This is a genomic window from Methanomicrobium sp., assembly GCF_055145805.1.
Genome location: NZ_JBSREC010000029.1, coordinates 12,343 through 32,144, shown reverse-complemented (window position 1 = coordinate 32,144; position 19,802 = coordinate 12,343). Strand labels below are relative to the sequence as shown.

The 19,802-nt window shown below is 38.4% G+C and carries 22 protein-coding genes and 2 tRNA genes; 16 read left to right on the top strand and 8 right to left on the bottom strand.

Going from position 1 to position 19,802, the window contains the following annotated elements; all coding sequences use genetic code 11:
• The first annotated feature begins 24 nt into the window (after positions 1 to 24).
• The 4 genes from ACTB1O_RS02140 (at position 25) to ACTB1O_RS02125 (ending at position 2,841) form a co-directional block, all read left to right on the top strand.
• Positions 25 to 840: a polyphosphate polymerase domain-containing protein gene (locus ACTB1O_RS02140; RefSeq protein WP_462993491.1), complete on the top strand. Its 816-nt coding sequence runs from the start codon at positions 25 to 27 to the stop codon at positions 838 to 840.
• The gene (locus tag ACTB1O_RS02135; RefSeq protein ID WP_462993490.1) at positions 834 to 1,469 is read left to right on the top strand and encodes a DUF4956 domain-containing protein; all 636 of its coding nucleotides are present in this window, start codon (positions 834 to 836) and stop codon (positions 1,467 to 1,469) included. Before ACTB1O_RS02140 ends, ACTB1O_RS02135 begins: the two co-directional genes overlap by 7 nt.
• Before the next feature lie 118 nt (positions 1,470 to 1,587).
• A complete protein-coding gene (locus ACTB1O_RS02130; protein WP_462993489.1) occupies positions 1,588 to 2,019 on the top strand; it encodes a hypothetical protein in 432 nt (143 codons plus the stop codon).
• A gap of 219 nt (positions 2,020 to 2,238) precedes the next feature.
• Complete coding sequence (locus tag ACTB1O_RS02125) at positions 2,239 to 2,841, top strand: GNAT family N-acetyltransferase (RefSeq protein WP_462993488.1); 603 nt, start codon at positions 2,239 to 2,241, stop codon at positions 2,839 to 2,841.
• 137 nt (positions 2,842 to 2,978) lie between these two features.
• On the opposite strand, the gene ACTB1O_RS02120 is transcribed toward ACTB1O_RS02125, so the two are convergent.
• The gene (locus ACTB1O_RS02120) at positions 2,979 to 3,530 is read right to left on the bottom strand and encodes a hypothetical protein (RefSeq protein ID WP_462993487.1); all 552 of its coding nucleotides are present in this window, start codon (positions 3,528 to 3,530) and stop codon (positions 2,979 to 2,981) included.
• Positions 3,531 to 3,659: 129 nt separating this feature from the next.
• On the bottom strand, positions 3,660 to 4,667 hold the full coding sequence (gene rnhC, locus ACTB1O_RS02115; protein ID WP_462993486.1) for a ribonuclease HIII: 1,008 nt from the start codon (positions 4,665 to 4,667) through the stop codon (positions 3,660 to 3,662).
• Positions 4,668 to 4,908: 241 nt separating this feature from the next.
• Between rnhC and ACTB1O_RS02110 the strand changes: the two genes are divergently transcribed.
• From ACTB1O_RS02110 to ACTB1O_RS02100, 3 genes are all read left to right on the top strand, one after another.
• Positions 4,909 to 6,336 (top strand): MATE family efflux transporter, encoded by a 1,428-nt coding sequence (locus tag ACTB1O_RS02110; RefSeq protein WP_462993485.1) that lies wholly within the window; start codon positions 4,909 to 4,911, stop codon positions 6,334 to 6,336.
• A 56-nt stretch (positions 6,337 to 6,392) separates the two neighbouring features.
• Positions 6,393 to 6,941 (top strand): RdgB/HAM1 family non-canonical purine NTP pyrophosphatase, encoded by a 549-nt coding sequence (rdgB, locus tag ACTB1O_RS02105; protein WP_462993484.1) that lies wholly within the window; start codon positions 6,393 to 6,395, stop codon positions 6,939 to 6,941.
• Positions 6,942 to 7,305: 364 nt separating this feature from the next.
• Complete coding sequence (locus ACTB1O_RS02100; RefSeq protein WP_462993483.1) at positions 7,306 to 7,452, top strand: 50S ribosomal protein L40e; 147 nt, start codon at positions 7,306 to 7,308, stop codon at positions 7,450 to 7,452.
• A 214-nt stretch (positions 7,453 to 7,666) separates the two neighbouring features.
• On the opposite strand, the gene ACTB1O_RS02095 is transcribed toward ACTB1O_RS02100, so the two are convergent.
• Positions 7,667 to 8,320: a putative phosphothreonine lyase domain-containing protein gene (locus ACTB1O_RS02095; protein WP_462993482.1), complete on the bottom strand. Its 654-nt coding sequence runs from the start codon at positions 8,318 to 8,320 to the stop codon at positions 7,667 to 7,669.
• A gap of 229 nt (positions 8,321 to 8,549) precedes the next feature.
• Here ACTB1O_RS02095 and htpX point away from each other — a divergent pair, with 229 nt between their 5' ends.
• The 4 genes from htpX (at position 8,550) to ACTB1O_RS02075 (ending at position 12,693) form a co-directional block, all read left to right on the top strand.
• Positions 8,550 to 9,437: a zinc metalloprotease HtpX gene (gene htpX, locus ACTB1O_RS02090; protein WP_462993513.1), complete on the top strand. Its 888-nt coding sequence runs from the start codon at positions 8,550 to 8,552 to the stop codon at positions 9,435 to 9,437.
• Positions 9,438 to 9,574: 137 nt separating this feature from the next.
• Positions 9,575 to 9,645: transfer RNA gene (locus ACTB1O_RS02085), tRNA-Gly, on the top strand.
• Positions 9,646 to 9,867: 222 nt separating this feature from the next.
• Positions 9,868 to 11,577 carry a PAS domain-containing protein gene (locus ACTB1O_RS02080; RefSeq protein ID WP_462993481.1) on the top strand — a complete coding sequence of 570 codons (1,710 nt, stop codon included), beginning with the start codon at positions 9,868 to 9,870 and terminating at the stop codon, positions 11,575 to 11,577.
• A 162-nt stretch (positions 11,578 to 11,739) separates the two neighbouring features.
• Complete coding sequence (locus ACTB1O_RS02075; RefSeq protein WP_462993480.1) at positions 11,740 to 12,693, top strand: aminoglycoside phosphotransferase family protein; 954 nt, start codon at positions 11,740 to 11,742, stop codon at positions 12,691 to 12,693.
• A gap of 18 nt (positions 12,694 to 12,711) precedes the next feature.
• Here ACTB1O_RS02075 and ACTB1O_RS02070 read toward each other — a convergent pair whose 3' ends face one another.
• Complete coding sequence (locus ACTB1O_RS02070; RefSeq protein WP_462993479.1) at positions 12,712 to 14,103, bottom strand: MFS transporter; 1,392 nt, start codon at positions 14,101 to 14,103, stop codon at positions 12,712 to 12,714.
• A 98-nt stretch (positions 14,104 to 14,201) separates the two neighbouring features.
• Positions 14,202 to 15,287, bottom strand: coding sequence for a 5-amino-6-(D-ribitylamino)uracil--L-tyrosine 4-hydroxyphenyl transferase CofH (gene cofH, locus ACTB1O_RS02065; protein ID WP_462993478.1), 1,086 nt, complete (start codon positions 15,285 to 15,287; stop codon positions 14,202 to 14,204).
• A 208-nt stretch (positions 15,288 to 15,495) separates the two neighbouring features.
• Between cofH and ACTB1O_RS02060 the strand changes: the two genes are divergently transcribed.
• Positions 15,496 to 15,569, top strand: a tRNA-Val gene (locus ACTB1O_RS02060).
• Between the two features lie 304 nt (positions 15,570 to 15,873).
• Here the strand turns inward: ACTB1O_RS02060 and ACTB1O_RS02055 are convergent.
• The gene (locus ACTB1O_RS02055) at positions 15,874 to 16,401 is read right to left on the bottom strand and encodes a hypothetical protein (protein ID WP_462993477.1); all 528 of its coding nucleotides are present in this window, start codon (positions 16,399 to 16,401) and stop codon (positions 15,874 to 15,876) included.
• A 73-nt stretch (positions 16,402 to 16,474) separates the two neighbouring features.
• Complete coding sequence (locus tag ACTB1O_RS02050; protein ID WP_462993476.1) at positions 16,475 to 17,395, bottom strand: hypothetical protein; 921 nt, start codon at positions 17,393 to 17,395, stop codon at positions 16,475 to 16,477.
• 155 nt (positions 17,396 to 17,550) lie between these two features.
• Between ACTB1O_RS02050 and ACTB1O_RS02045 the strand changes: the two genes are divergently transcribed.
• Positions 17,551 to 18,075 (top strand): hypothetical protein, encoded by a 525-nt coding sequence (locus ACTB1O_RS02045; protein WP_462993475.1) that lies wholly within the window; start codon positions 17,551 to 17,553, stop codon positions 18,073 to 18,075.
• Here ACTB1O_RS02045 and ACTB1O_RS02040 read toward each other — a convergent pair.
• A complete protein-coding gene (locus ACTB1O_RS02040) occupies positions 18,067 to 18,864 on the bottom strand; it encodes a DUF2321 domain-containing protein (RefSeq protein WP_462993474.1) in 798 nt (265 codons plus the stop codon). The two genes, ACTB1O_RS02045 and ACTB1O_RS02040, sit on opposite strands and share 9 nt — an antisense overlap.
• 174 nt (positions 18,865 to 19,038) lie before the next feature.
• Here ACTB1O_RS02040 and ACTB1O_RS02035 point away from each other — a divergent pair, with 174 nt between their 5' ends.
• The 3 genes from ACTB1O_RS02035 to ACTB1O_RS02025 all read left to right on the top strand — a co-directional run bounded on the left by ACTB1O_RS02035 (position 19,039) and on the right by ACTB1O_RS02025 (position 19,750).
• Positions 19,039 to 19,164: a hypothetical protein gene (locus tag ACTB1O_RS02035; protein ID WP_462993473.1), complete on the top strand. Its 126-nt coding sequence runs from the start codon at positions 19,039 to 19,041 to the stop codon at positions 19,162 to 19,164.
• Between the two features lie 86 nt (positions 19,165 to 19,250).
• Positions 19,251 to 19,499 carry a hypothetical protein gene (locus tag ACTB1O_RS02030; protein ID WP_462993472.1) on the top strand — a complete coding sequence of 83 codons (249 nt, stop codon included), beginning with the start codon at positions 19,251 to 19,253 and terminating at the stop codon, positions 19,497 to 19,499.
• Positions 19,496 to 19,750: a type II toxin-antitoxin system RelE family toxin gene (locus ACTB1O_RS02025; protein WP_462993512.1), complete on the top strand. Its 255-nt coding sequence runs from the start codon at positions 19,496 to 19,498 to the stop codon at positions 19,748 to 19,750. The genes ACTB1O_RS02030 and ACTB1O_RS02025 overlap by 4 nt, the downstream gene beginning before the upstream one ends.
• Positions 19,751 to 19,802: the final 52 nt, after the last annotated feature.

Below are 19,802 nucleotides of genomic sequence, written 5' to 3'. Positions count from 1 at the left end.
AACCGAAAATATGGAGATTAAAATATGAAAGCAATATCAGGGAATAATCCGGATGAGGATAACAATATAACAGATAAAATTCTGTCCGGAACAAAAAATTATGAAATAATAACCCTGGATGAACTGAAAAAATCTGACGCCAATCTCATGAGCAGACGTGAGTCAAAATACCTGATGAACTTTGAGGAATGCATGGAGATAATCTCTGCACTGTCAGGAGATTACAGAATCCTTGATGTTGACGGCTGCACATTAAGCGGTTATGAAACTGTCTATTATGATGACAATTCCTTCATAACCTATCATCAGCACCACAGCGGAAAACTGAACCGTTACAAGCTGAGAACCCGCCGTTATCTCTCTTCAGGCGAAAGCTATGTGGAGATTAAGGAGAAGAAAAATACCGGGGTTACGATAAAGAGGCGTATTGAGACCGGTGAATCCGGAATACTCCCGGAAGAAGATCAGGACCTGTTTTTGAAATCCAACTTTCCGTATGACTATCATGATTTTCATCCGGTTCTGACAACAGAATATTCAAGGGTTACTCTTGTATCAAAGAACTATGATGAGAGAATCACATTTGACTTTGGCCTGACATTCAGCAATTTCGATAAGAGAATCTCATTGTCGGGGGTTGTAATCGCCGAAGTAAAAAGCGGCAAAAATGCCTCTGACTCAAAGGCTCTCTCTGTAATGCAGAAGTATGGTGTCCGGAAGAGGAGCTTTTCAAAGTACTGCATCGGAGTATCGCTCATATATAAAAACCTGAAGCACAACCGTTTCAAGCCAAACCTGATGTATCTCTCCCGGATTTCCGGAGGTGAGGCGCTGTGCTGACGGATTCCACTCTGCTTTTGATTGCAGGCTTTTTCCTTAATTTCATCAGTGCGTTTATAATTGTCAGATTCATCTACTATCCAAAAAAAAGCGGGCACAATTTCATATTTACATTTCTTGCATTCAATGCAATAGTGTATTTCATAATGGGCCTTTTCACCAGCATAGAACTCTCTATCGGTGCAGGGTTCGGACTATTCGCTCTCTTCTCAATTCTGAGATACAGAACAGAGACTGTCCCGATAAGGGAGATGACATATCTCTTTGTGATGGTCGCACTTCCAATCCTCAATTCAGTGCTCTTTGAATCAGGCGAGTACAGCAGGATTTTGGTCATAAACCTGATGCTTATCTTTGTCATCTGGATTCTTGAAAACGGCTGGGGCTTTAAAAGTGAGCCTATGCAAAAGGAGGTTTTGTATGAGAAGATAGAGCTTGTAAAGGCAGGCAGAAAAGAGGAGATGATTGAGGATCTAAAGGAGAGAACAGGACTTAATGTTCTGGATATTGAAGTGGAGAGGATTGATTTCCTCCGTGATGCTGCTGAAATAAAAATATTTTATTCAAAAGATTCCTCAGAGAAACAAAAAACCAAAAACGAAACCGGGGTTTCAGAGGCATGTGACTAATCAGAATCTTTTTGTTTATCTGAATCTGTTGATGAATTCATCAGATTAACGGATATTATCCCAAAAAAGGGATGCAGTGTTTCAGAAAAAAATTTGTAAATAAATATGAGGAAATAATATGGAAAAAAAGAGTAAAAATAAGATAATTTTATTGTTCGCAGTTTCAATGACTGTACTTTGCCTGATTGCTGGCGGATGTACATCACAGACAGAATCAACTTCTGATGTTATGACAACAGAAGATGTCATAATTGAAAAACCTGAGATTACAGCTGAAAAGATGCCTCCCGGAGAAATGCCTGCTGAAGGTATGGGTGAAACAGGGGGCGCTGTTCGTGGCGGACCTGACTTAACCGCAGCTGCTGAAACTCTCGGGGTTACTGTTGAGGAGCTTGAAGCCGCCCTTGGGGATATGGATGAGTCCGGACAGGTAGATCTGGATACAGCTGCTGCAACTCTCGGAATTACTGTTGAGGAGCTTGAGGCTGCACTTGGGCCTTCAGGCGATATGCCTCCAGGGGCTATGCCTCAGGGTGCACCTCCTGCATAATCCTGAAAACAACTTTTTTCACATTTTTTAAATCAGAATATTCCTGCTGCATGGCTATGTTTAAAAAAAATCAGCCGGCCTGAAGAAAAGATATAACTTTTCGCACCTTTCTGCCGGCAGAAGGCCTTTGATAAGGCACATCTCTGAGATTCAGAGAATTTTTTATCGTGTGTATTATGGTTCATCAGGTAGATAAAATTTTACAGGACCTGTTGCCGTATGAATACAGAATTTACAGGAAAAAAACTTATTTTTTCATATATGTCTGATAAGGATCTGCCTTTTGTTTCAGGCATGCTCGAGAAGACATCTGTCTGTGAATGGCTTTTTTTCGGACCGAATAAGCCTGAGGTTACGAGAAGCTATTTTGAGCCGCTGATATCAGGTATAAAACAGGATATTTCTGAAAACAGGCTTCCCCGTGCTCCTGTGTTTACAATACGCGACAAAAAGACGGGCTGTTTTGCTGGGCAGTGTGCACTTCTGCCTGTGGATTTCAGTGACGGTGCATACCTTATCGGCTACCAGCTTGATGATACCAGCTGGAGGCGTGGATTTGGTGCAGAGGCATGCAGATTTTTAGTATATTATGCATTCTGTGTTGCAGGGGGCTACCGGTTAAACGGCGACTGTGTCAGGGAAAATAGAGCCTCGTGGAAGATAATGGATAAGTGTGGTTTTAAAAGGGAAGGTGTGCAAAGGGGATACTGGAAGCACAACGGCAGATATTATGACAGGATACTGTTCGGACTTCTTTTCGATGACCTGGATGCAGGCATGATAAATGCATTGAAAGAAGAATTTGAAAAAGGGGAATTATAGGCCGGATTTTTTTGAATTCTGATTACCTTAAGCTGATTATAATATCTTCCCTGTTAAAAAAATCTGTCCGATCGATCTTTCGATTGCTAATTTCTCAGAGGATTTTTGAAGAGCTGAATTTCCGGCTAAAAAAAAGATTATAATTCCAGATTTTTGTCAAGAATTATGGTTCCCCTGTTGTCATCATCTACTACAAGGATACGCCATGTGCCTGAAGGCGAAAATTTCTGGACGCCGCTGCCGCTGTTAATTCTTCTGATATCGTTTGTAATCCATATGTTACTGCCCTCGCCTATATTATAGTAGAAAATATAGAAATCCTCGCCGGCATCCATACTGTCGCCTGTCATTGTAACAGACTGGGTTATTTTTTTGCTGTTTCCGTCCGGATCATAGAGATAAAATTTGGTGCCCTCAAGTCCGCTGTGAGTGCCCTCAGTATATCTGATATCAAGATTGTCACCGCCCGTCTGGGAAATTTTTATCACCGGAATGTCAAAATCGTGAGGCGCGTAACGGTCATATCCCATAATAGTCCCTGCTTCAAACATTGCGAATTTTGGCTTTTCAAGTCCCGTTTCCCCTCCTGCAATGCCTGTGGCCATTACGGTCACAGTTACGGCAACAATCACCAGAACAAATATCATAAGAATTGTTCCGAGATTTCCGGATACCCCCAAATCATCCATCTGTTTCAAACACCTTTTGTTAAAAGAGTTATATTATTATAAATATTATTTTTGATTATGTTCCGGACAATTTTTAGAGGTTTTTCTGAAATCAAAGGGAAGTCTGTGCTGTTCATCTGTTTCATTTTGTTATTTCAGAATATCTTCCGTTGTCTTAAAGTGAACTTTTGCATATTTTAAGAGTGCATCCCTGCCTAATTTACTGACAATCTCCTTTCCTGCCCGGATTACGGCAGGTGATGCACCTTTCGGCAGAATAATTCCGGCATCCTTTGACAGTGATTCCATCTTTTCAAGAAATGTATCTCTTGCAAGAATTGATGCCGCTGCAACCGCAATGTTTCTCTCAGCCCTGTGCATCTGAATCAGTTTTATCTTTCTTCCCTTCGTCTGGAGTCTTCCGAGGATGTACCTCTCGTCTGCAAACTGATCAGATATGGCTTTATCACAGTCTTTTTTGGCGAGAACATCCTCTATTGCCTTTGCATGTGCCCATGCAAGAAGTGAATTTAAGTTTTTGTTCTCCTGCCTGAACTGCTCATAGAGACGGTTGTATCTCTCGGGAGAGATCTCTATTATCGAATAACAATCAGGGCAGTTTTCCCGGATTTTTCCGGCAATTTTTTTTATCTGACTGTCACCCATAAGTTTGCTGTCGGTAACGCCAATTTTTCTTAAAAATGAGGCTGATTCCTCATCAACATATATTCCGGCGGTGACAAGAGGCCCGAAATAATCTCCCTTGCCTGACTCATCTGTTCCTATGATCGGAAATTTCAGGGTATTTAATATGGAATTATCAGTCGCATTTTTGAGTGATTTTTTCCCCGGCTCTCTTTTATCCGCTGCTCTTTTTGTTTTCTCTTCTGTTAATGATAAATCTGCAGTTTTGCTGATAATTTCCTTTAGTATTTTGAGATTTCCCTTGTCTTTCACCTGTGAAAAATCAAATTTTATATCGCCTTTTTTGTTTTGATATATCCGGAAAAGCTCTGTTTTTTTGTTCAGACTTATCCAAAACTGTATTCCGTATGCAATCTCTTTTGGTTCGGAAACTTTACAGTCCTGTTTTTCAAGAACGTTTTTAATATCGGCATATAATTTTGAGAGAGAGGGACTTTCCTTCAGGCTGCACACATCCGTATCTGCATGTTTTATCCTTAACCTGACATTTAGTTAATGTTTTTTTTAGATTTCATGTCTGAAACAGATGTAAACCCTGCAGGTTCAAAGAGTTATATCATCTTCTGTGGCAAAATTTTAACTGAATATACAGACATTTTTAGATAAAATGCAGATCTTTACATATGATTTTTCAATAAAAGATCAGCTCTGAAAAGCAGTCAGAATTTTCATAAAAATAAAAAAGGGAACTAAGATGGAAAAAGATAATTCAGCAGATATTTTTAAAAGCAATGGAAATATCGGGGGAATTATGACCCGCGGGGTATCTCTTTTAACGGGAGAGCCAAAAAAAGCGATAATCAAACTTTCAGGGCCGATGATTGTCGCAATGCTTCTGTTCTCGATTTATAACCTTGTTGATGCGGTATGGGTTGCAGGGCTTGGTTCAGGGGCGCTTGCAGCGGTAGGTTTTGTAATGCCTGTTTTTATGATTTTAATAGGTCTTGGAAACGGTCTGGGTGTCGGAGTCAACTCGGCGATCTCACGCCTGATTGGTGCAAAAAACAGATCGGGGGCTGACAATGCCGCAGTCCACTCCTTTCTCTTTACAACCGCACTTTCTCTTGTAGTGACAGTCCCGCTGATGCTTCTTTTAGAGCCCATTATGATTGCGATGGGTGCGGGAAGTGCAACTGATCTGGCAGTTACTTACGGACAGATTATATTTGCAGGTACGGCTCTGCTCATCTTTACAAATATCGGATATGCTGTTTTGAGGGCAGAGGGGGATACGAAGAGGACGATGTATGCAATGGCCCTTTCAGCTCTTCTTAACATGGTTTTGGATCCTGTTATGATATACTGGCTGGACTGGGGAATTGCCGGTGCCGCATGGGCTACTCTGGCCTCAGTCTCGGTTGTATCATGTCTTATTTTATACTGGTTTTTGGTTAAAAGGGACTCGTATATTTCTCTTCGGCTCAGTAATTTCTCCTACAATAAAAAAATTATAAAGACCATCCTCTCTGTCGGCATGCCTGCAAGTTTTGAGTTTTTCCTGATGTCGCTTGTGCTTGTAATAATCAATATGATACTTGTCGATGTTGCAGGAACAGATGCCGTTGCGGTTTACACAGGCGGGTGGCGTATTGTAATGTTTGCAATAATTCCCCTTGCTGCAATCGCAACCTCATCAGTATCTGTTGTCGGTGCGAATTTCGGCGCAAGAAAGTTTGAAAACTTAAAGGTTGTCCTGAATTATTCTGTAAAGATAGGAATTGCAATAAGCATCTTTACAAGCGTTGTAACGTGGGTGTTTGCGCCGCAGATAACTTCTCTGTTCACATACTCTCCTGAAAGTGCTTATCTGGCCCCGTCATTTATAGGTTTTATTCAGACGATGTGCATGTTTTATCCGTTTGCAGCTCTAGGAATGATGTCTTCATCCGTTTTTCAGGGAACAGGCCGTGGTATGATATCTTTTATCATAAATATCTTCAGAAACCTGGTATTTATTGCAGTATTTGCGTATGTGATGGGGGTTGTGCTTGGTATGGGTGAGGTAGGAGTCTGGTATGGGGTTGTCCTGGGGAATGTATCTGGAGGACTTCTGGGCTTTGCATGGGGAACTCTGTACCTGAGAGTTCTTGTAAAACATGAGAAGGGAGAGGCCCCTGCTTAATTCTTATGGGAGATTTATCTGTATTACTGCGAGATTAATAGAAAGAGGTAGTTTAGTTGGAAATTACGGTTGTCACAGGTAACGTCAATAAGGCAGAAGAGGTCGCATCATTTTTTGAAGGCCTTGCAGATGTGGGTCATATAAAAATAGATCTTCCCGAGACGAAAAGCGATGATGTGGGGATTGTTGCGAGGGGAAAAGCGGAGGCTGCTTTTCAAATTCTAAAAAAACCGCTGATTGTGGATGATACGGGCTTTTACATCCGGGAGCTGAACGGTTTTCCCGGAGCATATGCCGCATATGTTCTTGACACCATAGGAATGGAGGGGATCCTCAGACTTATGGAGGGTAAGGAGGACAGGAATTCATATTTTGAGACCGCAGTTGCGTATGCCGATTCTGAAGGAATTTTTGTGTTTAAGGGCAGGGTGGAAGGTGAAATAACAAAGGCCCCGAGAGGTCAGGAGGGTTTTGGGTATGATCCGATATTTGAAACCGGAGGCAGGACATTTGCAGAGATTGGGATGTCTGAAAAATCAGCAGTGTCCCACAGGGCACGTGCGCTTGCTGTTTTTAAGGACTGGTTTTTGGAGAACCGGAAATAAACAGGCGCGCCTGCGTTCTCATGAGATGCCTGCCTGAAAATTCCTTTTAGATCTTTTTTGTGATGGCTTTTTGGGGATTTTTCATAAAAATCCGGTTTCAGGTTTTATAAGAATTTCATCTTATCTGCCGGGCATTAAATGTGTGGTGTCCGGTCATATGGAAGAGCAGGAAAAAATGCAAAGGCCGGGGGGATTTTAAAGAAATTTCGCCAGCTTTTCCTGCTTTTTCCGTGACAATGAAGTCTTTTGAATCCCTATGTAACCTGTGCCTGTGCTTTTAATATCATCCGTTTTCCAAAAATGTTAATACCGCAGACATCGTTGTATATAGAACTGAAATTTAGATTTACAGGGGTATACAAATATGGCAAGATTTCCAGAGGCAGAAGCAAGGCTCCTTGACGTAAAAATATGCATGAAATGCAATGCAAGAAATGCAAAACGTGCAACAAAGTGCCGCAAGTGTGGTTCAGACAATCTCAGACCAAAGAACAAGGAAAGAAAAGCATAATCTATTCTCTGCGCATCCAGATTATGCGCAGAATTTCTATATTTTTTGCAAAATCGTGCATGGCGTCTTTTCGTCATGAACATTTCTTCCGTTATGACAAACCGGTTTTAATAAAAACTGCCTTTTTTGGACAGGAATTATTAATTACCTGATTTAAAAAAAGAATTTTAATGATTTTTTTGATATTACCAGAGGTAATCCCAACCTGATTTTATCAGGCGCTGTAGTATGTTACTTTTTTGCCGTGTTCTGAATATTCGCCCTGGTAGGTCTCGATATTTCTTTTGTATCCTATGCGCTGCTCAACACCGAGTTCATTTAAGACTTCCCTGATTCGCATAACATCATCCTTATCCTCCCAGTCGGATGTATTTACATAGATTACAGTCCTCTCATCTCTTGAGTCGGGATTATGTTTTGCTGTTGATACTTTTGATGTGATGCCGAGTCTGTTTTCAACTGTTGCATTCCTTATTTTTTTCCACATCTCATCAGCTCCTTCTTTTTCAACAAAAACAAGCCATTTTCCGCCTTTATCCTCGTCGTCCTGACTTGCTGCAAAGTCAGGTGCGTCCTGCACAATCCAGTAGACATGCGTTGTTTTTGACGGATAAACTCCCTCTCCCCCACAGATTTTTTTGTATATTTCCTCAGATGTTTTGAAGTCTTCTATGAGTGCATCGGCAAGCATCTTGTATTCGGCTGAAAAATCCCGGAAGATATCCTCAAAATCTTTCCGGAAATTTTCATCTGCCTCAACCCTTTCAAAAAGATACCGCCCGCGTTTTTTAAGCTCCCTGTTGAGGATGATCTCGAAAATTCCATAAGCAACATCGCCAATTTTCTCTGGTGCGCTATCTTCCTCCATGTATCAATTGTTGAAAATCTATCTATAAAAGATTTCGATCTTGAATTTCTCCTGAAAAATTTTTGAAACAGGTTCTAATTTTTTTTCAGCCGTTTTTTACAGAAAAAAGCTGATTTTTATTCAGACCTGAAAAGATATGGGGGTATCCCCCGGGTTTCATCTGATTTTGTTTAATCTTTGCCGGTGGCAGGATGTATTTATGCAAAGTTCTCCTAACATATATGTTATCATGATAGGTAATTGGAAGAGGGACTGGGGACTGACAGGTCGTGTCTTTCTCACATGGATTTTAATCCTGGCAGTCTACCTGTTCTTCATAGGCGCAATTAATTTCTTTTTCCCCGGATATTTCGTATTCTTAATAGCAATTGCATTTCTCTTTGCATTCGGGCAGTATTTCTTCTCAGACAAACTTGTTCTGGCATCAACCCGTGCAAGAATCGTTGCAGAGGATGAGGAGCCTGATCTTCACGTGATGATTGAAAAACTCTGTAATGAGGCAGGACTTCCCAAACCGAGGATTGCTGTTATGCCGTCTCCGGTTCCAAATGCGTTTGCGACAGGAAGAAGCCCTTCTCATGCAGTTGTGGCGGTTACAGACTCGATTATGAGAACCTTAAACAGGGAAGAGCTTGAAGCAGTTTTGGCACACGAGCTTTCGCATGTTAAAAACCGTGACATCCTTACGATGACGGTTGCGAGTTTCCTTGCTATGATTGCATCAATTTTAATGCAGAATGCGCTGATTATGAATCTCTTCGGCGGGAGAAATAACAGCGGTGCATGGATTGCGATCTGGATTGTTTCAATATTTGTCTGGATTATTGCAACCCTTCTTATGCTTCTGCTCTCACGCTATCGTGAGTTTGCGGCAGACAGGGGAAGTGCGATGATTACCGGCAATCCTAAGGCACTTATATCGGCTTTAAAGAAGATAAGCGGAAGAATGGATTATGTCCCTGCAGAAAAGAAGCAGGAGATTGAGGGTGCAAATGCCTTTTTCATAATCCCTGCAATTTCAGGAAAGAGTTTAACCGAGCTTTTGGCAACCCACCCGCCGCTTGAGAAGCGTATTTCAGCTCTTGAAAAGATTGAGTCTGAAATTCGCGGGTACTGAAAATTATAAGATTAAAATCCATTTTTTCCTTCAATTTTTAATAAACAGAGTTCTATACAAAAACATAATCAATATTTTTAATAACAAGCAACAGCAAAATAGTATGGCACAGGCATTACGATGCTTGAGCAGATTCTGCACTGATGGTCTAGTGGCATGACTTTGGCCTTCCAAGCCAATAGCCCGGGTTCAATTCCCGGTCGGTGCACTCGTTTTTTAATATTTTTTTTCTTAATTTCTCTGTTTCAATCTGATTTTTCTCATTTTAGCCGTTTTTTGCTGTCAATATCTAACAAATCTCATATAGTATTATCCCCTAATGAACTTCTTAAGAAAAACAGGGATTTATTGAAGGATTTTTGATATTATGGAGGCCGGAGATGACCTATACAGATTCTTTTTTGAGGAACACAAATATCCCTCTTTTATTTTGAAAAAAAAGGAAAAATCCGGCGATTACATTATAGTTAATATAAACAGGGAAGCTGAATCTGCGGAAAAAATAAAAAAAGAAGATTTTATTGGAAAATCCCTGCCGGAAGTGTGCTCCTCTTTTAAGACTCCTATATTTTCTATTACAGAAAAAGATGAGCTGAGGGCATTACTGGATAATCTGACCCCAGGAAGAGATGTTAGAAAAGGACATTCTTTTGTACAGTCCGGTTTTATTGTTTACACCACCAATTCCGGTGAGGTAATTTTTTCTTATAATCCCAAAGATGAGATTGTGCGGGATTTGAAGACTAAGGCTAAACAGCTGGAAGTTATTCTTGACAAACTCCCGATAGGGGTATGGTTTGCTGACAAAAACGGAAAGCTCGTCTTTGCAAATCCTGCCGGGGAGGCGATCTGGAATGAGAAGAAATTCGTTGGAACCAAAGATTACGGCGTATTTAAGGGATGGTTCTATGATACGAAAAAACCTATAGGGGCAGAGGACTGGGCACTTTTGAGGACCATAAAAAACAGGGAGACGGTTGAAAGAGAACTTCTTGAAATAGAGTCATTTGACGGGAAAAGAAAGATGATCTATAACTGGTCACTTCCTGTAACTGATGAGGAGGGGGTTCTCCTGGGCGCTGTTATAATAAACCAGGAGGTTACTGACACAATAAAAGCCAGAGAGGCGCTTGAAGAGAGCGAGGAGAGGTTTAGATCTCTTATAAACTATTCTCATGATCTGGTTACAATAGTAAATCCGGATGGCACCATAAGGTACCAGAGTCCGTCCGGAAAAAATATTCTTGGGTATGAGGACGGGTCCTTAATCGGAGAAAAAATAATGGATTATCTCCATCCTGATGATTTAAAATACGTAATGGAGCAGTGGGAGAATTTACTGAAAAAATCCGGCAAATTGTTCACACACCCTATAAGATTTAAGCGTTCTGACGGTTCTTATGCATACGTAGAGACTGTGGCTACCAATCTTATTGATAATCCTGTCATATCCGGAGTTCTGCTTAATTCAAGGGATGTTACAGTAAGGCACGAGGCTGAGGAATCAATAAAAAAGAATCGCAAAAATTTTTATGATATTGTAAGACAGCTTCCTATACCTCTTCTTCTACAGGATAAACACAGGAAAACCCTGTATCTGAACGCAGAGTTTGAAAAACTGTTTGGTTATAATATTAAGGAGATTTCAGACTGTGAAGACTGGTTTTTACTTGCCTATCCTGATGAGGATTACAGGCGTTTTGTGAGATCCGGATGGGAGATACGGCCGGGCCGCGGAGAAAATGCCGGTGATGAAGAGCACATATATGATGTAAGCTGCAAAGACGGCTCGGTTAAGAAGATCAATTTTCTGACTGTTCACCTTGATGACGGGAGAGTAATTGTCCTGATGCAGGATCTTACAGAGAGATATTTATCCATCGAGAGGGAGAAGGCAGCGCTTATTCAGATAGAGGATAACATCAGGAAACTTTCGATTTTAAATGACTCCATAAGAAACCCGCTTGCTGTGATTGTCGGGATTGCAGATATGAGCGGCGGACGCGAAAGTGAGATTATTCTTGGTCAGGCAGAAGAGATCAACAAAATGATAGATGAGCTTGACAGGGGATGGATTGAGTCTGCAAAGATACGGGATTTTTTAATCAAACATTACGGGCATGAGAAAAAGAACAGCTGAAAATTAATGTAATATTGCCGGATTTCATATTTTTTTGAATGTATGATTTGTGAGGTATATTGATCTTAAGTAGCTATGGCTGGCATTTTTCAAACATAACGAAGACTATCAATAAAAAAAACCTATATATCATTCCAAAAAATTTGACGTGATTAAATAATTATGGAATCATTCAGTAAAATTCAGAAAAAAATCTATGATTTAACCCAATATCTGGAAGTTAAAAAGATAGAGAGGGGATTTTCATTTGAGAGAAAATATCTCTTAAAAGGCGGTAAAGGGGAGAATTACCTGCTAAGAATTACTGAACTGAACCAAAATGTGAATGCAGAATATAAAAAAGCAGAGTTTGATACAATCAAAAAAATTAGTGAATTTTCATCCCTTGTCCCAAAGGCCCGATTTTACGGGATATCTGATGATGAAAGCCTCTGTTATATGGTGCTTGACTACATCCCCGGCAAAGATGCGGAGGAGGCGTTAAAAGAGCTTTCTCCGGATGAGCAGTATAGCCTCGGGGTTGATGCCGGAGAAGAGCTTTTGAAGCTTCACAGCCTTGATGCACCTTCAGGCCTTCCCGAATGGCATGACAGGCACTCATCTAAATATGCATACAAATGTGCACTGTTAGATGAGCTTAAATTAAAAACCGGGATAATCGATATGGATAAAATTTCCCGCTTTATTTTGGATAATAACTGTAATATGAAATGTGAAAGGCAGTCATTTCTTCATGATGACTATCACCCGGGAAATCTTATTGTAAGAGACGGCAGGCTTTGCGGCATCATTGATTTTAACAGGTATGACTGGGGTGATCCTGTGCATGATTTTGTAAAAACGGCATATTTCTCAAGTGCTGAAAGTATCCCCTTCTCTGTCGGGCAGATTAACGGGTATAACGGCGGTGAAGTACCTCCTGAATTCTGGGAAAAATATTCACTTTACACTGCAATGATGATAATACCTGACATAGTCTGGTCACACTGGTATTCAAAGCAGACAGGCTCGCCTGAACAGACAGAAATGATGTGGGAGAGGGTAAAAAGAGTGTATCTTGATCACAATGGCTTTGAATCTGATATTCCCTGCTGGTATAAGGAATATAAATCATAATGTCCTGACTTTTCCGGCTTAATTTTCTGTTTTATTCTTTAGTTTTTCTTTTGGATTTCTTACATATGATGCAACCGTTCCTATGGCACAGAGTGCGACAAATATCATGAATGCAAGGTTTACTGATTCGGTTATAAGTGCCGGCGGGACTTCTGCAAGCGGGACTCTGTCCATTATTATTGCAAAGACCATCATTGATATTCCCATTGATGCCATCATTCCGCAGAGCCGTGTTGTCCCGAGCATTCCGGATGCGACTCCATAGTATCTTTCACTGACGCTGTCCATGACGGCATGTGTGTTCGGCGATGAGAAGAGTGCGTATCCGATTCCCAGGAATGCAAGGTTTGCAATGATTATTGTAACCGGTGTCTCTTCTGATAAAATTGTGAAGAATATGAGGCCGACTGTTATCATTGCCATTCCAGCGGTTGCGAGAATTCTTGACTCGATTTTATCAGAGAGTCTTCCTGCATAAGGAGAGAGGACAGTCTGAAGAAGGGGCTGTGCAATCAGGATAATTCCTGCATTTAAGGGTGAGAATCCCTTTATCAACTGAAGGTATATCGAGAGCAGAAATCCGATTGCAAAGGTTGCACTGTAGTTTATGAAAGCGGCAAGGTTTGAGAATGCAAAGACCCTGTTTTCGGTTAAGAGTTTTATGTTGAATACCGGATGTTCGATTCTTTTCTCCCACATGAAAAAGATGATTCCCGAGATTATTCCGGCGAGAAGGATTAAAAATCCCCGTGTTTCCGAGATTCCCTGAAAACCTATCATTACAAAGAATATCGTGACTGCGTAGAGTACTGAGCCGGTGATGTCAAATTTCGATTTATCTTTTGGATATTTTTCAATTTTTAAGTATTTCAGTCCCAGAATTATGATGAAGATGCCGAGTATCACATTCAGATAGAAGATGCTTCTCCAGCCGAAGAATTCTGTCAGCACTCCGCCGATTACAGGCCCGAGTGTAAGACCGGAGTAGACGAATGCGATGTTTATCCCAAGTGCCCATCCCCTGAGGTTTGCCGGAAATACGCTTGTTATTATGGCGACAGATGTTCCGAATATCATGGCGCCGCCTATTCCCTGAAATACCCTGCACAGGATCAAAATCTCGATTGAGGGCACCAGGGTTGAGAGAAGGGAGCCGATTGTGTAGATTATTATTCCGTAGGTGAATATCTTCGCCCGGCCTCTCATATCGGCCAGTCTTCCCATAGGGACTATCATGACAGCCGATGAGAGCAGATATGCTGTCGGGACCCATGAGAGGAGGATTGCGTCTGATAAAAACTCCGTTCCTATCTCAGGTATTGCGATGTTTATTGACGAGCCCATAAAGGGCGTCAGAAAAGATCCGAGAGAGGTTATAAGAAGAATTATTCTCCTCTGCGTAATATCCATCTGTTTAATTATTTGTTATTTAAGGTAAAATGCTTTATCGCATTTAAATCTGGGAAAACTTTTTTTTATGGTTTTAAAAGGAGTTGGTGCCCTTTTTTTCAGATGAGCTGATATCTGGTGTCTCTCTCTAAAAGCTCCCTTCCGATATCGACTGATATCCTCTCCATCTCAAGAGGGTCTAAGTAATCCGTATTTTGTGCTCCGGCACCTTTTGATATTGATTCTTCAAACATTGTGCCGCCGACGTCGTTTGCGCCTGCGAGAAGTGCAAGCTGTGCGAATTTTATGCCGTGCTTTACCCATGATACCTGGATATTGTCGAAATTGTGAAGGTAGAGGCGTGATACGGCATACATCAGGAGATCCTCTCTTCCTGTGGCACCCGGTCTTGCAAGTCCGTTTTGAAAGATGGGTGTATTGAAGTGGATAAAGGAGAGCGGCACAAATTCGGTGAAGCCTTTTGTTTCGTTTTGTATATCCCTCAAAATTTTTAAGTGGGATACTATGTCCTCATTTTTTTCCACATGTCCGTACATTATTGTGGCGGTTGTCATTATCCCGAGACTATGGGACTCTTTTATGATTCTTATCCACGTCTTCGTATCAACTTTTCCCGGGCAGATTACATCCCTTACCGGGTCTGTGAGAATCTCGGCGGCTGTTCCGCACATTGTCCCGAGTCCGGCATCTTTTAGTCTTTTTAGCATTTCGATAGTTGTGATGCCGCTTTTTTGTGCTCCGTATGCGACCTCCATCGGATTGCATGCATGTATGTGGACATCCGGTGCTTCTTTATGAATCAGTCTGATTAATTCTGTGTAGGAATCCGCATCGAAATCCGGATGAAGTCCGCTTACTGTGCAGATTTCGGTTACCTTCCGTTCTTTTGCCTCCCGTATCTTTTTTCGGAGGTCTCCTTCATCATAAAAATAGAGTTCAGGGTCGCCGGGCTTTTTGCAGAATCCGCAGAATCCGCATGAGTTTATGCAGCAGTTTGTAACATTTATGTTCTGGTTTCTGACATATGTCACAATATCTTTGCATTTTTCAGAGCGTATCTGATCAGCTGCCTTTGCGATGTCAAATATCCCGCTTCCCTTTGTTTTGAAGAGAAAGAGAGCCTCTTTTTCTGTTAAAATATGTCCTGTGAGAGTATCGTTTAGAATTTCTTCAGCATTTAACATATACAATAACTCTGATGGAGAATCATGTGTTATATCACTTTCTGCTGAAGATAATCACAGTTGAATTTCATGGCAAACACTTAAAATATGGATTTAACCGGTTTTTTAAGAAAGGAATTGTCTGAGTTTTATATGGATTTTTACACGTTTATGCACAATTTCAAAACCCTTAATAGAACATAAACTGAACAGATTAAAGGCAACATGTGGACTTGTGGTCTAGCTGGTCATGACGTCGCCTTCACACGGCGGAGGTCTCGAGTTCGAATCTCGACGAGTCCATTTATTTTTTTGAGTTTTTTCTAATTTTCGCTGTCATATTTCAGCATTTCATACAGTTTTACATTTATATACGATTTCGAACCTTTCGACAGGCCGTTTACCATCTGTCGAAGAAATTGAAATATTTCGACAGATTGTATGTGATGTGTCGATAAAAGAGTGTGTGGTAGGGATCTTAGGGTCATTTTTGTGGAGGTTTTTCTGAAATTTAAATTATTAATCCTGTCTTTTAATCCACTCATCACTCATTTAACTCCGGTCTGAGTGTTCAATTTCCTCAAAAAAATAATTGAATATAAAATATTCACTTTTTTTCCAAAAGAGCTTTTTTTATTAATTGTGTTCGAATATAAAATATTGAAAATATATTTGTAACGATTTCATGGACGATGAAAATAGATGTTATTATTGAAAATATAGAAAATGAAATTAAAATAGTTGTAACGATTTTGTTTGAAAAATTAGGTAATAAAATACAATATTTATCATATGAGAAAATCACCTGAAAATCTTGTGATAGAACAATATAATATAATAATAGAGATGCTATTGAGAGTCCAAAAAGATAAATTTCTAATTTTGCATCAAATTTGATGCTATTGATGGCTTTTTCAATATAAGTCGTATGAGCAGAGGGCTCTTTTCCATTTAATCTCACTTCTTTGAATTCTAAATGAAATATTTCAGTGAGTTCGTTTGTCGACAATAAACCTAAAATAATTGCAATACAGGCTATGATTCCCGAAATTAATATTCCAATATATGAGGGAATTAAATTAAATATTGTTTGTTTGTAACTTTCACTGATTAAAAATGACACCATTAAAGACATTATATATATACAAATAGTGTATATGATAAATTTATTTTTTATAGGTGGCTTCTGAATCATTTTAATAAATACCTTATCGGTCACTTAATTTTTTTGTTTTTTCTGGTGCTTTATAATTTGGAATATAATTTTCAGCATAATTTATTGCAGAATTAATTTTGGATAAAGAAAAATCTTCTAAATTTTCTGTTTCCCTTAAAGAAGGCATTTGTTTTTTTGTAAATTCAATATTCTCATTACTTTTTATTTCACTTTTTTTTCCATTTGATTCAAATTTTATCTTCCAATTTCCTTCTCCATGTGCGATATAATCCAGAGATACACTGAAATATTTGTCAGCTTCAGAAATATTTAGATTTCCTTCCTTATTTTCATAAATTTCTGTCAAGCTAGTTGTGTTTGTACTATCTTTAATTAAACCTAAAATATTTTTCAACTCATTATCTGTTTCTGCATAAATATTTGGCATATCATAGTGTAAACTAACGGAAAAAATATTGTCGGATTCATTTATAACTGTCCAAAAATCCTTTTTTTCTGTAATTGGATTTATCTCTATACGATATCCATGTTCCAATAGAATCTCATTCAGATGAGTTTTAATGGCATTAAATAAATTATTATAATTTTCAAAAGGTTTAGATTTATATTGAATCGAAATCATTTGGTTTTTTGTATCATATAAAAATAAAACAAATGGATTAGTTATTATTTTTTCTTTGTAATAACCTATATTTTCATCGTGTTTTGGAAATTTCGACTTTGTTGGTTTACCAATATATGCTGCTATTAGATTGTTATTTTCGTCTTTTACAAAATTATCAAATTGAAAACCTGTTTGATTTGGTTTATAATATGAGTAATAGTCTGGATTTTCAATAATAAGTTTACCTAAAAAATTAAGTATTTCAATTTTATCAGAAAATTCTCTATTTTTAAATAATCTTTTTTGTTCATTCATATAAACATTTAATCTTGCAAAACAGAATTCCATAATCAAATACCCCAAAAATGATATAATCTAATTTTTATTCAATCATATTAATAACATTTTGTCTTATGATTCTAATTGAAAACCAATGGGTCACTCCTTCTTTCACGAACTAAATAATGATAAAAATTATCTTGCATTATTGAAATGTTATTATAATGGCTGATTCTGCGAATTTTGATATGTGGCTTTTAATCATTCAAGCAATTATTCAAGTATTACTAATCATTTTCACTGTGTTTTTGACTTTGTATTTTAAAAATTATTTTTGTCGAAAGGGCATAGTTAATGGATTGAAATTAGAAATAATCCGGAATTTAAGAAGAGTTAAGGATTTGGATAAAAGTTGCAATGATATTATTTCTGAATATAATGGTGATTTAGAGTATCATCTTGTTCCTTTTAAATTTATTGATATTTCAAGAAAAGAATGCGAAGGTAAAGGGTATTTCAATAAATTGGATGCAGAATTGGTATTAGATATTGACGAATTGTATGTTATTTTTGAAAGGATAAATGATCACATCAATGAATTTAATAAAATAAGAGATTTTCGAGATATAGAGGTCAATGTTGTTGCATCAGAACAAAAACAAATAATATCGTATATGAGGGAAGATATAGAGATTGTTAAAAAGATACAAAAGACTGATATTATCAGTAAATTTATTGATTCAGCTTGATATTGCTTTGATTTCTTTCTCTAAATTATTTTTCCAATCTTGATCTAATTTGATATGAATAAATCCATCTATATCAGATGGTAATTCAACGCTTTCTTCATAAAGCATTATAACATTATTTCTGCCTAATAATCCTATAAAATAGCCAAATTCAAAAACTACATTTTGTCTTGCTCTTCGCTTTAAAGAATGGATTATCCTGCGGTAATATTCTTCTTTTCTTGTATTTTCCAGATTCATACTTTTTTTACTAAGAAATTGATTGTTTGATTCTGGTGGAGATAAGTATTTTACCCCTAAATCATCCCCTGTGAATAAAATAATGGCAAAACTGGACTTCCTGCCATAATGTTCTACTTTTTCAATAATTGTTTTCCCCAAATTAGCTTCTTTATGCAATATGATTGGGTTGAAACCTAATTGAGAGATATATAGCTCTATTTGATTTTTAATAACGTCATTATGTCCATGAACAATGAAAACATTCCTACTATCGGTATCTGATAATGTAATATCATTGGATTTTTTAGAATCAGGTTTGTTGTTTTTCCAGGGAAAGGATTTTCCACAATATTCACAGAAATCCGGAACACTTGCAGGAAAATAATAATTTGTACCGTAACTACCCGGACCATGTTCTCCTCCAGGTATTGTTTTTTGGCAATTAGGACATTTAGTAATAGTTTCAGCACCACAATCTGGACAAAAAATTTTCTTTTCTTCTGGATGTAAATTAACAAAAGACGTAATCTGATGACCGTTCAAACAGATTTGTTGAATGTCTTTCATAATTCATTATTATATTTTTATATTATATTGATTTTGTGAAAAATTCAAAACAATAATAAAAATCAGTTTTATCCTTTATCTTCTCCTCATAAAAATCATTAAGTTCAGGGTTATACTATTCTGGATCAATAATCTCTTGATTTTTCAAATGTGATCAGGAATAAAATTCACACCATGAACAAAAAAATAAAATCAGAAATAGCCCGAATCCGGGATGACGAATCCATATATTCTGATGAATCAGGGTGTCACGGAGTGAAAACCGCTGATGAAAAACAGCTATGGACTGAGGCATTTTAATCTGTTCTTTAGGGTTACAGTAAATCCATAGAACTGATCCAAAACGTCAAAACTTATTTCATTTTATCTGACAATAGTATGTTATTATGACGGAATCGGTAACTGTCGTTATCACTCTTGACTCAGAGCGTCTTGAAAAGCTTAAAGCGCTTCGCCGTGCACCTGAACAGGAATTTCAGGATTTGATAACACAGCTTATTGACGAAGCGGATGATGACATTCTCTCGTCTGAGGAACTTGCATCTCTTAACCGTGGTCTTGATGATCTAAAAAACGGACGTGTGCATTCTGCAAAAGAAGTTCGTGAACTTCTGGATCAGGATGATACAGCCTGAAATATACACTTGGATATACTGATGAAGCAATCAGTTTTCTCAAAAAAATAGATCGTTTTGCTGCTGCTGTAATCATAAAGAAGATTGAGAGCATCTGTGAAGATCCAATCCGGTTTACAACAACTCTTCGTGGTCATGCCGGAGTTTCCCGACTCAGAGTTGGCGATTATCGGGTTTTAATGAGTATTGAACAGGATAAAATCCATATAACAGTAATCAGCATTGGTCACAGAAAAAATGTATATCAGTAACAATATTTTAGGACTAAAGAATTAGAAAATAAAAAAAAGATAATTATAATTT